General features: G+C 44.0%; 13 protein-coding genes and 2 pseudogenes. 2 read left to right on the forward strand and 13 right to left on the reverse strand.

What is annotated here, in order from left to right; genetic code table 11:
• Nucleotides 1-2: 2 nt before the first annotated feature.
• The 9 genes from spoIIIAE to AS034_RS05020 form a co-directional block, all read right to left on the reverse strand.
• On the reverse strand, nucleotides 3-1,196 hold the full coding sequence (gene spoIIIAE, locus AS034_RS04980) for a stage III sporulation protein AE (RefSeq protein ID WP_058297721.1): 1,194 nt from the start codon (nucleotides 1,194-1,196) through the stop codon (nucleotides 3-5).
• A gap of 25 nt (nucleotides 1,197-1,221) precedes the next feature.
• Nucleotides 1,222-1,614: a stage III sporulation protein AD gene (spoIIIAD, locus tag AS034_RS04985; protein WP_098151200.1), complete on the reverse strand. Its 393-nt coding sequence runs from the start codon at nucleotides 1,612-1,614 to the stop codon at nucleotides 1,222-1,224.
• Nucleotides 1,615-1,628: 14 nt separating this feature from the next.
• Nucleotides 1,629-1,835 (reverse strand): stage III sporulation protein AC, encoded by a 207-nt coding sequence (gene spoIIIAC, locus AS034_RS04990; RefSeq protein ID WP_006838772.1) that lies wholly within the window; start codon nucleotides 1,833-1,835, stop codon nucleotides 1,629-1,631.
• Between the two features lie 72 nt (nucleotides 1,836-1,907).
• Complete coding sequence (gene spoIIIAB, locus AS034_RS04995; protein ID WP_058297722.1) at nucleotides 1,908-2,423, reverse strand: stage III sporulation protein SpoIIIAB; 516 nt, start codon at nucleotides 2,421-2,423, stop codon at nucleotides 1,908-1,910.
• Nucleotides 2,424-3,347, reverse strand: a complete 924-nt coding sequence (gene spoIIIAA / locus AS034_RS05000; RefSeq protein WP_032087747.1) for a stage III sporulation protein AA — start codon at nucleotides 3,345-3,347, stop codon at nucleotides 2,424-2,426.
• Between the two features lie 588 nt (nucleotides 3,348-3,935).
• Nucleotides 3,936-4,493: an elongation factor P gene (gene efp / locus AS034_RS05005; RefSeq protein ID WP_058297723.1), complete on the reverse strand. Its 558-nt coding sequence runs from the start codon at nucleotides 4,491-4,493 to the stop codon at nucleotides 3,936-3,938.
• Between the two features lie 39 nt (nucleotides 4,494-4,532).
• A complete protein-coding gene (locus AS034_RS05010) occupies nucleotides 4,533-5,597 on the reverse strand; it encodes a M24 family metallopeptidase (protein WP_058297724.1) in 1,065 nt (354 codons plus the stop codon).
• Nucleotides 5,587-6,048, reverse strand: a complete 462-nt coding sequence (aroQ, locus tag AS034_RS05015) for a type II 3-dehydroquinate dehydratase (RefSeq protein WP_058297725.1) — start codon at nucleotides 6,046-6,048, stop codon at nucleotides 5,587-5,589. Before aroQ ends, AS034_RS05010 begins: the two co-directional genes overlap by 11 nt.
• An 89-nt stretch (nucleotides 6,049-6,137) precedes the next feature.
• The gene (locus tag AS034_RS05020; protein ID WP_052011528.1) at nucleotides 6,138-6,695 is read right to left on the reverse strand and encodes a YqhR family membrane protein; all 558 of its coding nucleotides are present in this window, start codon (nucleotides 6,693-6,695) and stop codon (nucleotides 6,138-6,140) included.
• A gap of 317 nt (nucleotides 6,696-7,012) precedes the next feature.
• On the opposite strand from AS034_RS05020, the gene AS034_RS05025 reads away from it, so the two are divergent.
• Nucleotides 7,013-7,396, forward strand: a complete 384-nt coding sequence (locus AS034_RS05025; RefSeq protein ID WP_231938018.1) for an SA1362 family protein — start codon at nucleotides 7,013-7,015, stop codon at nucleotides 7,394-7,396.
• 23 nt (nucleotides 7,397-7,419) lie between these two features.
• Here AS034_RS05025 and AS034_RS05030 read toward each other — a convergent pair whose 3' ends face one another.
• The 4 genes and pseudogenes from AS034_RS05030 to AS034_RS05045 all read right to left on the reverse strand — a co-directional run bounded on the left by AS034_RS05030 (nucleotide 7,420) and on the right by AS034_RS05045 (nucleotide 12,508).
• Complete coding sequence (locus tag AS034_RS05030; protein WP_058297726.1) at nucleotides 7,420-8,301, reverse strand: patatin-like phospholipase family protein; 882 nt, start codon at nucleotides 8,299-8,301, stop codon at nucleotides 7,420-7,422.
• 139 nt (nucleotides 8,302-8,440) lie between these two features.
• Nucleotides 8,441-10,210: pseudogene (locus AS034_RS05035) on the reverse strand (vitamin B12-dependent ribonucleotide reductase); the annotation flags it as partial.
• A gap of 318 nt (nucleotides 10,211-10,528) precedes the next feature.
• Nucleotides 10,529-11,323 (reverse strand): annotated as a pseudogene (locus AS034_RS05040) (ribonucleotide reductase N-terminal alpha domain-containing protein); the annotation flags it as partial.
• A gap of 348 nt (nucleotides 11,324-11,671) precedes the next feature.
• Entirely contained in the window at nucleotides 11,672-12,508 is an 837-nt protein-coding gene (locus tag AS034_RS05045) for a lipoate--protein ligase family protein (protein ID WP_058297727.1), read from the reverse strand.
• A gap of 249 nt (nucleotides 12,509-12,757) precedes the next feature.
• On the opposite strand from AS034_RS05045, the gene AS034_RS05050 reads away from it, so the two are divergent.
• Complete coding sequence (locus AS034_RS05050) at nucleotides 12,758-13,141, forward strand: rhodanese-like domain-containing protein (RefSeq protein WP_058297728.1); 384 nt, start codon at nucleotides 12,758-12,760, stop codon at nucleotides 13,139-13,141.
• Nucleotides 13,142-13,143: the final 2 nt, after the last annotated feature.

Genomic DNA, 13,143 nt, shown 5'->3' on the forward strand with positions numbered 1-13,143 from the left:
CTTCATCGAACCATCATGGTTATATTTCCGGCTGCAATGATGACGGTAATGCTCAAGAAGAACATGAATGAGACTATGGCCAGCGCCGCAAATACATAAATTACACTCTTTGCGATCGTATCCAGACAATCGATGACCGGACCGCCCCCGAGCGGCTGTAGCAGTGCGGCCGCCAGTTTATAAATAAAGGCGATCATCAGGATTTTAATGGCGGGAAATGCCGCAATGATCAGCACGATTGCAACACCTGCTATCCCGACCGTATTTTTTAGAAGTACGGATGCGCTGATGACTGTATCGGCGGCATCAGTAAACATTCTTCCGATGACAGGGACAAAGTTGCCGGTTATGAATTTAGCGGTACGGATCGTGATTCCGTCGGTGACGGCCGCGGTTGCACCCTGCACAGAGATGACGCCGAGGAATACCGTCATGAAGACCCCGAGCAGGCCGATGCTCCATGTGCGCAGTAAGTTGGCAAGCTGTGTCACTTTATAATGCGGCGAGAGTGTGCTGACTATGCTCAATAGTGCGGAAAGGAATAAAAGCGGCAGAACGACATTCTGTATCAGCAGGCCGCTTGTGTTCATCAGAAAAAGGATGACCGGATGGAAGAATGCGGCTGATACTACCCCTCCGGAAGCGGCGATCAATGCAAGCAGCAGGGGAATGAGGGCGATGATGAAATTAATCATCGTCGAAATCGCTTCCTGCGTATAATCAATCGCGACGTGAAAGCTGTTCAAGGCGATGATGATCAGCACCATGAAGATGATTCCGTATGCGACCTTGCTTACATTACCTCCTTCAAAGGCGTTTTGGAGCGATTGGAGGAACATGCTCAGGATCGTGAGAAGTATCAATGTCCCCAACAGCTTTCCATTCATCACCAGTTCTTGGAACGCAAACTTCAATACACCGCTGAACCAGGCTTTCATTGAAAATTCTTTCTCCCCCTGGATGAAGTCCATCAGGCTCCCTTTTTGACTCTCGGGGAGATATCCGCCATATTCATCCACGATGCTTGTCCAAAAGCTTTTCAGTTCGTCTATGCCCAGATCATCGAGCTGCTGGGTCACGACCCCTTCCTGAAAACCTGGATTCCCCTCTTCACTGCTGCCTTCAGCCTGTACAGCGTAAGGACCCAGGATGAATAAAAGCAATGCGATGACGAGTGTTCGATAGTATTGCTGCAATTTTTTCCACCTCTTTCATCTTCAATCATCCGGTCGGAATCATGTTGATGATCGTTTCTATGATTACTGTCAGAATCGGTACGGCCATTGCCAAGATCAATATCTTGCCAGCGAGCTCCACCTTGGCAGCAATCGCCCCCTGGCCTGCATCCTTTGTAATATGGGAAGCGAATTCGGCTATATAAGCGATGCCTATGATCTTCAGGATCGTTTCAACATAGACAAGGTTCACGTTGGCATTTGCCGCGAGCTTCTCAAGCATATGAATGATGGTATAAATCTGATCGATCAAAAAAAGGAATATAGAGCAGCCGACGAATACGATGAGCAAAAATGCAAAGTTAGGCTTTTGTTCTTTTACGATCAGCGCAAGAAAGGTGGATACAAGTGCGATACCGACGATTTGAATGATCTCAATCGCAGACTCCCCCTTTACCCTTGAAATAGAAAGACCGATTTTATTTTCTGGAATAAGTCATCCACGATGGAAGCAACCATGAACAGAATATAGATAAATCCGAAAAGCGTGACCCATTGTGCGTATTCTTTTTTTCCCACCTGGTCCAAGATGGTGTGCAAGAAGGCGACGACTATTCCCACCCCTGCAATTTTAAATATGATATCCACATCGATTCCCATAATTTTCCCTCCTGCTTTTCTTTTTCGCACATTGCGGGTCATCCCGGCTTATCAAATGTTTGCTGCGATAAATTAAAGCAGCAGGATGATCAGAAGAAGGCCCGATAAAAATCCCAGGCTTTTTGTCATTTTTTCATATTTTCTTTGTCTTTCCACCGCTTCGGTCTCTTCACGTTCCAAATGCTTCAAAGCGAGATGGATATGCTTCTGCTGGGTGACCAGATCATGTTTTCCGAGGTTTTCCCCGAACTGTTTCATAATTTCATATTCTCCCGTTTTGAAAGCCGTCAATTTCCACACTTCTTCAAGGCTGTCTTCCCAGGCTTTCTTGACTGATATCTCCTGTGCGGTCAATTTTTTTGAGAAACCTTCAAAAAACCACGAAACCGGTTTTTGAAGCTGTTTGGATATTTTTCTGGCCGCTTCATGGAGCGGGGTATGGCTGTAGGTTATTTCCGCTTCAAGAGATTGCAGGGCAACTTTAAGCAGTCTTAACTGCCTTGGTCTTTCTGTAAGATACTTGGATACTTCAAAACCCGCCCACGATGTAGAAAGAAGAATAAAGATTGCTCCTATAATTTTTATCATTCATGTCACACCCACTTTATTCAAAAGAGATTCTCCATGCTCATTCAAGACTTTTGATACTTGTCCAGGGTCTGTATCTCTATTAAGCTCAATGAATCTTTCAATACTCTGCATACCGATGATTTCTTTGATGACAGGTCTCTTTTTCACTTCCTCAAACGAAGCTCCATGAATGGTCATCATTAAAGTAATGCCTGCATTTACTGCTTCCTGTATGGCCTCTCCGTCTTCCGCGCGCCCAATTTCATCGACAATCAAAACATCCGGACTCATGGAACGGATGAGCATCATCATTCCTTCTGCTTTGGGGCATGCGTCAAGGACATCGACCCTCGGACCGAATAAAAGTTGGGGAACCCCATTTACACAGCCCGCTATTTCAGATCGTTCATCCACGATCCCCACTTTATATGGAGGGATCTTTTTATGAGGATCACCTGTTGATATGATCCGCGCAAGATCTCTTAACAGTGTGGTTTTTCCCGTCTGCGGTGAACCGATGATCATTGTTTGCTTCCAGCTTCCGTCATACACGAACGGAAGCAGCGGGTCTGCAATCCCGATTTTCTGTCTGGCAATACGGATATTAAAAGAGGCCAGGTGACGTATCCCTTTTACGGCTCCGCCTTCTAGTATGACTTTTCCGGCAAGCCCCACACGGTGTCCACCATCAATTGTGATGTAGCCTCTTTTGAGCTCTTCCTCGAGTGTATAAAAAGAATGATGCGAAAGTTTATTGATCAGCTGTTCAGAGTCTTCAAGTGTGACGTTGTAAGGAAGAAAGAAGGGTTTCCCCCTTGCCGTGACTTCCAATACTCTGTTAGTACGGACTCTGATTTCTTCGGCTGTATCCAGTATGTCTTGTGGAAGGGAAAGGATTTTTTCGGAAATGGTGCTGGGTAGCAGGGCTAGAACTTCTTGCATGAATGTACCTCCTAATCTTTTTCCACCGGGCTTTTCGGTTGAGTTTTCCCATACCGGCGTACAAGCCCCCAGATAATACAATGTATTCTTTGAAAGTAAGAATATGACTCATCCTGGAGAGAATAGCGATTGGGAAGTGGATTGAAGCATCAGTTTTAGAATAAATTGGTGGATTGAAGCTATTTGCAGGGGTATTTTATTTTAGTTTGCGGACCGGGGCTTTTTTAAAGGAACCTTATAAAGTGAAATAGGGAATAGGTGCATGTAAAATTGGAATCGAAATGGGAAATGTTTCGGAATCGGGGCATAATCTTCGAAATACAGTCGATAATCTTTTAATTTTCACCTATATTCTTCGAATTTCCCCAATTATTCTTTTATTTCTCCGGATAATTCCACCACTTACCAATTTTAACCACTAAACCACAGCAAAAAAGCATGGCTGCACACCACCATGAGAGCATGCTTTTTCCACTATATCTCGCTGCTGCATTACGGGAATAAAGCAATAACGATCAAAAAAAACAGAAAAAGCCTGGACAGAGTTTGATCTGTCCAGGCTTCTGGTTTTTGTTTTTCGATATGGGTTTATCCTCGTGACACGTATGTCCCGTCCGTTGAATTAATAACGAGCACATCTCCTTCGTTCACGAAGAACGGTACGTTTACAACAAGCCCGGTTTCTACTGTGGCAGGCTTTGAACCGCCTGAAGCTGTGTCTCCTTTGATACCGGGTTCAGTTTCCGTTACCGTCAGTTCAACTGTGTTCGGAAGCTCGACTCCAAGAGTCTCCCCTTCATACATCATGATTTGAACTTCCATATTTTCCTTGAGGAATTTCAATTCATATTCTATGGATGCTGCAGGTAATTCGATTTGTTCGTAACTTTCATTATCCATGAATACGTGCATGTCACCATTAGCATACAAGTATTGCATCCTGCGGTTGTCGATTTGGGCTTTCGCCACTTTTTCACCTGCACGGAAAGTCTTTTCCTGCACTGCTCCGGTACGCAGGTTGCGAAGTTTTGAGCGTACGAATGCCGCTCCTTTTCCCGGTTTAACATGTTGGAAATCCATAACTCTCCAAATGCCGTTATCCACTTCGATCGTTAAACCTGTACGAAAATCATTTACTGAAATCATGTTTGTTCCTCCTATTGTCAATTAGACCTCTTTCAAGGACTAAAATGGTAGAATGATTAGATCTTTAGTTGAGTGTGTCAATGTTTCATTGGAATCCTCAGTGATGAGCGTATCATCTTCAATACGTACACCGCCGACCCCAGGTACATACACTCCCGGTTCAACCGTTACAATCATGCCAGGCTCAAGTACTGCTTCGGAACGGGAGGAAAGACCAGGTCCCTCATGAACTTCAAGACCGATTCCATGTCCCAGCGAATGTCCAAAGCACTCACCATAACCTTTTTCTGTTATGTAATCGCGTGCAATCGCATCTGCTTCTTTACCTGTCATGCCCGGCTTGATTTTCTCCATGGCCAGAAGCTGCGATTGAAGGACGACATCATAAATCTCCTTCAGTTTTTCACTCGGTTCACCTACGGCCAGGGTACGCGTCATGTCAGAACAATATCCTTTATAGTATGCACCATAATCCAATGTAACAAAATCACCTTTTTCAATGACTTTATCGCTTGCTACACCGTGCGGAAGTGCTGATCGGTTCCCAGAAGCCACGATTGTATCAAACGATGAAGAAACAGCACCGGCTTTTCTCATAAAGAACTCCAGCTCATTTGACACTTCCAGCTCCGTTACACCCGGTTTGATGAAATCCAATATATGCTTGAATGCTGCATCCGCAATGTCCGCCGCATCCTTAATTATCTTAAGCTCTTCAGGTGTCTTAATCAAGCGTAACTTTTCAATCGTACCCGCGACAGGTACAAGTTCGGCTTCCAGCACTTTCCGGTAACCCTCGAATGCACTGTAAGTCATATAATTTTTTTCAAAACCGAGCTTGTTTATTCCTAACTTAGAGACTTGTTTAGCGACTTCTTCCTGGATGGGACCTGTGTGCTGGACAATTTCATAATCAGCAGCCTGTTCCGCAGCCTGTTCCGTGTATCGGAAATCTGTTATGAAAAGAGCCTTTTCGCATGATATCAGAACAACACCTGCAGATCCAGTAAAGTTCGTCATGTAACGGCGGTTGTATGGGCTCGTGATCAGCATCCCGTCTATACCGCTTTCAGAAAATGTATTGCGCAATCGATCAATTTTCATCCCCTTGCACTCTCCCTTTTATGTAATGAATAATTGCCTCCAAGGCCAGTTCATACCCATGCAGTCCCAGTCCGACGATCTGCCCGATTGTTTCGGCGGCAATGACGGAATGATGCCTGAAATTTTCACGCTGATGGATATTGGAAATGTGGACTTCAATGACAGGTACTGACACAGAAGCCACTCCATCTCTCAAAGCATATGAGTAATGTGTAAAGGCACCCGGATTCAAAATGATACCGGCGACCCCTTCATCCTCAGCTTCATGGATATAATCAATCATTTCCCCTTCATGGTTCGATTGAGCGGAAAGTAACTGCCAGCCTTTTTCCTCAGCTTTTTCCTTCAGATTTGTTTCCAGTTCCTGAAGTGTGGTGTGACCATAGATTTCGGGTTCCCTTTTTCCTAACCGGTTTAGGTTAGGTCCGTTTAATAATAAGATTTTTTTCATAGATAACCCCTAAAAAAAAGAATGTTCAACATGAACATTCTAACATAAACCTATTCCATCTACCTACTAAATTATCTGATAATAGGACGTTAACGAGCCATTTCCCCTGACTTTTGCTTTTGTTCCTCATGTCTCAGCTCATTCTCCTCATATGATATCGAATATCCGATAAAGACCCCGTACAGGATGTAGATGCAAAGGGATGTGATCAACGTATGATAATCGATTGCTGCAAATGATTTTATGCTCGGGAAAAGAGGTCTTAACAGCAGGAAGACGGTAAAAAAGAGTACAATCCCATAACCTGCTCCCACCCACATTGATTTGAACTTTCTGAGTACACCATAATAGACCAGGGCTACACCGATAGAGATGATTCCATAGGCCAGTATAGATAAAATGATGCCTATCCATCTTTCCCTCCAGTCACCGACTGCCCAGGGTTCGAAGATAATATTTGGTTCGAGTTTGGTAAAGGAAAAATAATAACAAAGATAGGCAATTGAACTCCATATCAAACCGCCTATAAACCCGGTCAACATGACCATTCCTATAAACGACATCGGCTTTTCACTTTGATTTTGTTCCAGTGCGGGATTGGTTTGATCACCTTTCACTTTTTCAGCCTGATTATTTTGTTCGGACATCCAGAACACCTCCGTTCATAGTATGTCCCATTCCTTCAAACATTTGCATAAAATTCCTTTTAAGCTGATTTCATTTTTTCGACTTCGCAGTCTGGCTCTTTTTGAGAATTTTTAGTAAAATAAAGAATAAGGACCATCCCCCATCTCATGGAATATGGTCGAACTTTCAAAGGTTTAATGAGCGGTGATTACGTGAATAAGTATACTATCACACCAGTACCCCTCATATGAAAATCTACCCAAATTGACGATTAAAATGAATAAATATTGTCTACAATACTAATATAAAGGATTAAGAATCATTGAATCATAAGGAGGTGGCTTTGTTGAACGCTCGGAATATCCTGGTTTTCACCTTATTATTTTTAGCGATTTTAGGATTGGGATCCTGGCTGATCGAAAATCCCCTTGGACTTCTGCGTAACATTCTGGTCACGGCCGCCGTCATCGGAATCATTTTCTTTATTTACCGGAAATGGTTCAGCAAGAGAAGCAGCGCAGGCAGCAGCGAACAAAGAGCGTTTCTTAAAGCAGCCAAACAATCAAAAAAGAGATTAAAGAAAAAATCGACTACCGCAAAGTCCCATAGACCGACTGTTTCCCAGCTTTCAAAAAAACGTTCCCACCGAAAAAAATCCAGTGCGAACTTAACGGTCATTGAAGGAAAAAAGAATAAAAAAAACAATCGGGCATCTTTTTAAAATCGATGCCCGATTGTTTTTTTTCAAAAGGTCCATTGTTTCAGGAAAAGCTCTCCTTTGTACTTTCCCGTTTCAAATAATTCACTCTTTCCTTCATTGGATAACTCAAATTCCGTGGTCTGCACGCCCTCTGTCGGGATAAAAATAACATTTTTCTCATGCTTCCTGGAAATATATCTTGAATCATGCGCATCTTTCATCGTCTGAAACAGAGCACTGTAGAGGTCAATTGCATTATTGATTTTTTTCTTTGGACGCTGGAGGTAATTATGACTCAGCTTCACCCCTATGACAGGGCGGGTCTTTTTAATATTCTCCCTGTCAAACAGCCACATTGGAAAATTACTGAGCACCCCACCGTCCACAAATAGACTGGTGCCCTCGAGCGACCGGAGCTTTACAGGTTCAAAAAAGTACGGCAGACTTGCGCTCATCCTGACTGCCCTTGCAACCGGAAATGTCTGCGGGGCAATGCCGTATTTCTCAAGATCATCCGGCAATACAAGAAGCCTCCCATTCGATAAATCGGAAGCAATGACCCTGAGCGATTTTTCCGGAAGGTCTGCAAATGTATAAATCCCCCTTGCTTTAAGCTTTTGCTCGATCCAGTTTTCAAGAGCCGCTCCTTTATATAATCCCAGCCGGTAATAGATCCTGAACCACTTGATAAAAGGCAGGGAGATGAGTGCATTTGAGTCCAATAATTTCTTGATATCCATCTCTTCCATTATATTTTTCATCTCTGTGCTCTTATATCCTGCCGCAATAAATGCAGCAATGATCGCGCCTGCACTTGTTCCCGCCACTCTCTTTAACTGTAACCCTCTTTCTTCGATTGCCTGGCAGGCACCTATCAAGGCGAGCCCTTTAACCCCTCCGCCGGAAAACACTCCATCTATTTCCAAAGGCGCCCCTCCTTCAAAGCTGTATATAGTATATTTTTAAGTGAGGAATGCGCCATTTAGAACCTTTAATGCTCCTGGGGAATCGGTCATACACATAAAAAAGGAGAGGGAAAATCCCCTCTCCAGTTCGAACATATTCTTACAGACCGCATTTCAACTGTGCACCGCAATTGGTACAGGTATTGCAGCCGCCCATGTCCTTGACGGTACCTTTCCGGCATACCGGACAAGTATTTCCGACTTCAGAGCCGATCGTCACGTCAGTCGAGCGCACATCCTGAATCGTGTCCAGAAGTACAATCGGTTTGCTTTGGGTTTTCACTTCTTCTTGGACTTCTTCTTCGTCAAAGCTGTTCTCTTCTGCTTTCAGCGTTAGGACCTGCGAGTCACGGCTTCCGTCAACGTAAACAGTACCGCCTTTCGCACCGCCTTTGTACAGTCTTTCATACACTTTCTGTACTTCTTCCACTGTATATCCTCTTGGTGCATTTACCGTTTTGGAAATGGAGCTGTCGATCCAGTTCTGAATGACGCACTGAACATCGGCATGCGCTTCCGGTGCGAGATTCATCGAAGAAATGAACCATTCAGGGAGGTCATTTGCATCCGCTTCAGGATTGCGTTTCAGGTAATCCTCCACGATATCCGCTTTCACTTCAATGAATTTACCTAGGCGCCCGCTTCTGTAATACGTGAAGGAGAAGTACGGTTCAAGCCCGGTCGATACCCCGACCATCGTTCCGGTTGATCCTGTAGGGGCAACCGTCAATAAATGGGAGTTTCGGATACCGTGCTCAAGGATGTTTCCTCGTACATCTTCAGGCATCTTTTGCATGAACCCAGTATTGATGAAGGCTTTTCTCAGCCTTTCAGTCTCTTCTTCTGTTTCCCCTGTAAGGAACGGGAAGCTTCCTTTTTCCTTGGAAAGTTCCACGGAAGCACGGTAAGCCGTGGTCGCGATGACCTCGAACACTTCATCCACAAGCTTGTTTCCTGCTTCAGATCCATACTCTTTTTCACAATAGATCAGAAGGTCTGCAAGACCCATGACGCCAAGGCCGACGCGGCGTTCACCGAGTGCCTGTTTCTTATTTTCTTCCAGGAAGTAAGGCGTTGCATCGATGACGTTATCCTGCATACGCACGCCGACTTCAACGGTTTGCTTCAATTTTTCAAAATCCACTTTCTTTGTATCCTTGTCTGCGAAACGGGCCAAATTGACGGCTGCCAGGTTGCAGACTGAAAATGGTGCGAGGGGTTGTTCCCCACATGGGTTTGTTGCAACAACTTTCTGACCGTATGCTTTTGCGTTGGTCATATCGTTCGCATTATCAATAAAGAAGATTCCCGGTTCTGCAGAGTATGTTGCACAAACATTAACCAGGTTCCAAAGTTCTTTCGCCTTGATTTTTTTGTATGTCCTTACCTTGTAGCCAAGCTTTTCCCATTCTCGGACATCTCCGACTTCATGCCAATTTTCGTTATAATACTTCATCTGGTCGGCATCATAACTCTCTACATCAGGGAAGCGCAGTTCATATTCTTCGTCTTTTTCGACCGCATCCATGAAATCGCTTGTCAGGCAGACAGAGATGTTGGCGCCTGTCAGGAATTCCGGGTTGTGTACACTGTATGTACCGCCCGTCCGGAGCTTTTCCTCGGCATTCTTGATGATCTTCTCGTCGAATCCGCCGTAGCCCGGAATCTGTTTATAGTTGATGATTCCCTGATACATCGCCTCTTCCTGCTCTGTCAGAGGAGTGAATTTCAATTTATCTTCTGCTGCCTTCTTGATATTCTCATCTTCTGTATTTTCAAGCAGATAGCGCAGGATGCGCGGATTCTGCATTTTAGAGATGATGAATTCAATGATGTCAGGATGCCAATCTGAAAGCATGATCATTTGAGCCAATTCGTTTCACTAGTTCGCTACACCAGTTCTCTATGTCACCATAGAGTTCAGACCATATCTTACATTCAAATGTTGAATGTCCTCGCACTTCGGAACCGCTTGGCCCCTACTCTACTCCCTTCCGCTTTTACACGTGGTTTCGATGGTCGTTGAACCTTCTCCTAATTAGGAGCTTGGCTGCTGATTGTCTTTATCCACTTATTGTTTTTAAGCATTCACGCTCACCGTTTCCAGTCACGTTGTAGCCAATAAGTCATAAAAGAGTTTCCAGCAATTCACGAGGTTTATTTATAGACGAGGCACTTAAGCTGCTTTACCACGTCTTGATCCGCCCTGCTCGACCAAGTGAGTCAGTTTCGCGATGTCATCCAGCCAGGACACGGATCCCGAGGATTTACCATTAACTCCTTTTGCCAGCGTGTTGCGCGGTCTTAGAGTCGATCCATTTGTTCCGACACCTCCGCCGCGGCTCATGATTTCCATTACCTGCTTGCGGTGCTCGGAGATCCCTTCACGCGAATCTTCTACGAACGGCATCACGTAACAGTTGAAATAAGTTACGTCCGTCCCTGCACCCGCTCCGTACAAAACACGTCCTGCAGGTACGAAATGCAAGTTGACGAGCTCATGATAAAACTTTTCAAACCATTCTTGTCTCTTTTCAGGGGTTTTTTCTACTTCGGCCAAGCCTGTTGCGTTTCGCTTTGCAATTTGTTCATAGTAGACTTCCAATGGTTTCTCAATGACATCCAGTGTACGAGTCACTACGCCCGTTTCAATTTCATGCGGTTTATCGATCGCACTTCTGTATTCCTCTTCGATCCAGACATCCGCTTTTTTGTTTTCCCAATCAATGGCTGTAATGTACCCAAGGCCCCTTGCAGGGAACTTAGGATCCTCTTTGATTGTCAGTACGACAAAATCGCCTTCTGAGAGAGTGATCTTTTCAGTATCTTTGAAAGAATAACGGTCAATCATTACCAAGCGGGATACACCTTTGTGAGTGGTTTTCATATCCGGGGTGATAGGATGCACTTGAGGAAACAATCCAATATCCTGATTCAATCTTTCCTTGTTCAATTTCATCGTTTTTTTCGACGCAACAGTCATATAGACAGCTCCTTCTACCATAAATGTTTCTTTTATTTTGTTTTAGCTTGTTTTCTATTTGCAATTAATACGTTATCATATGCTTATTTTAAAATCAATAAATAAACACAATATATGGTGTATAATATATTTTTCGACACACCATATATTGTGTTGCGGACAGAAAATTATTTTTTTGTCAAACGACTAAAAAGCAGAAAATAATAGGAAAACGCAGAATCCCATAGATAATATTCCTAATTCAGGCGGTAATCTATTAATTTGGGAGTTGCCAAACTTTCATTTTCAGAAATAGTTGGTAAAACAGGAAAAAAGCGACACGCATCGCTTTTTTCTATCAAAAAATTTTCATCGTTTAAAATTCCACTCATCGGATTCATATCGGGTTTTTGCCAGATTCTCAACATATTGTGTTTCTTCTTCAGAAAGCACATATGGTTCAAGATTGATATCGAGTCCCTCTTCGAATCCTTTCTTAAAAGCGTCTTTTGCCATATCCATCGTGATTCTTTCAGACGAGATCTCATTCATGGCAACGGCTTTGTTTTTGAACGCTCTTTGCATACGCTCTTTTACCCTGTCGGAAGGATACTTAAACAGACTGAACAGTTTATCTTCGTCAAGATCAAGTAGGATGGACCCGTGCTGGAGGATGACCCCTTTTTGGCGAGTCTGAGCGCTGCCTGCCACCTTCCGGCCCTCCACGACAAGTTCGTACCAGCTCGGTGCATCGAAGCAAACCGCAGAACGGGGGTTTTTCAATCCTTCCCTTTCTTCAGCCGTCTTCGGGACCGCAAAGTATGCTTCAAGACCAAGCGCCTGGAATCCCTTTAATATTCCTTCTGAAATAACCCTGTAAGCTTCAGTGACAGTCTTCGGCATTTCAGGGTGCTCCTCGGACACAATGACACTGTATGTGAGTTCCTCATCGTGAAGGACTCCCCTTCCTCCCGTTGGCCTTCTCACAAAGCCCAGCCCGTGCTCCCTGACGGCTTCCATATTGATTTCTTTCTCAACTTTCTGGAAGTATCCTACAGAAAGTGTCGCCGGATCCCATCCATAAAAACGGATCGTCGGCGGGATTTTCCCTTCACTATGCCAATCCAGGAGCGCCTCATCGAGCGCCATATTGAAGGAAGGCGAACAATTGCCTGAATCGATGAATCTCCACGTTTCTTTTGACATTCGACATACCTCTTTTACTTTAGCTTCATTCTTTTACACCAGGCCGGTATTCAGGCCATTTTTGGATAAAAGGTTTTAATGTGTTTTCCTATGTATTAATCCGTTACTAGTCTACCAAATCCTTTTCCAAAAACAAAGGAAAACAGATTGGTAAGTCTTTGCTGTGAATAGTAAATTTCTTTTGATTCTCTGGGCGATGATGAATATAATAGTAGATAGTGCATTGGAAGAAAGGAGCATGAAAGCAAGATGGATGGTTTATTTATACTATTAGTCGTACTTGGAGCAATCATTGCGTATTCCCTGTTTACGTACTTCAATCAAAAAAGAGTGGTCAACACATTGTCAGAGGAAGAGTTCAAAGCAGGTTACAGAAAAGCCCAGCTGATCGATGTGCGCGAAAACAACGAATATAACAACGGACATATTCTTGGTGCCCGCAATATCCCTCTTTCACAGATGAAAATGAGACAAAAAGAAATCCGCAATGATCAGCCTGTTTACCTGTACTGCCAGAGCGGAATGAGAAGTGCCCGTGCAGCACAGATGCTTCACCGCAAAGGCTACCGCAATCTTCACCACCTGCAAGGCGGCTTTAAAAAGTGGACAGGTAAAGTTAAGCATAAAAAATAAAA

Source organism: [Bacillus] enclensis (assembly GCF_001456935.1).
Classification (GTDB): domain Bacteria; phylum Bacillota; class Bacilli; order Bacillales; family Bacillaceae_B; genus Rossellomorea; species Rossellomorea enclensis.

Excerpts from the sequence above, each read along its gene's own strand:
- aroQ (WP_058297725.1), bottom strand. The coding sequence starts at position 6,048 with ATGAAAAAAATCTTATTATTAAACGGACCTAACCTAAACCGGTTAGGA.
- AS034_RS05045 (WP_058297727.1), bottom strand. The coding sequence starts at position 12,508 with ATGTCAAAAGAAACGTGGAGATTCATCGATTCAGGCAATTGTTCGCCT.
- spoIIIAA (WP_032087747.1), bottom strand. The coding sequence starts at position 3,347 with ATGCAAGAAGTTCTAGCCCTGCTACCCAGCACCATTTCCGAAAAAATC.
- AS034_RS05050 (WP_058297728.1), top strand. The coding sequence starts at position 12,758 with ATGGATGGTTTATTTATACTATTAGTCGTACTTGGAGCAATCATTGCG.
- efp (WP_058297723.1), bottom strand. The coding sequence starts at position 4,493 with ATGATTTCAGTAAATGATTTTCGTACAGGTTTAACGATCGAAGTGGAT.
- spoIIIAB (WP_058297722.1), bottom strand. The coding sequence starts at position 2,423 with ATGATAAAAATTATAGGAGCAATCTTTATTCTTCTTTCTACATCGTGG.
- AS034_RS05020 (WP_052011528.1), bottom strand. The coding sequence starts at position 6,695 with ATGTCCGAACAAAATAATCAGGCTGAAAAAGTGAAAGGTGATCAAACC.
- spoIIIAC (WP_006838772.1), bottom strand. The coding sequence starts at position 1,835 with ATGGGAATCGATGTGGATATCATATTTAAAATTGCAGGGGTGGGAATA.
- AS034_RS05010 (WP_058297724.1), bottom strand. The coding sequence starts at position 5,597 with ATGAAAATTGATCGATTGCGCAATACATTTTCTGAAAGCGGTATAGAC.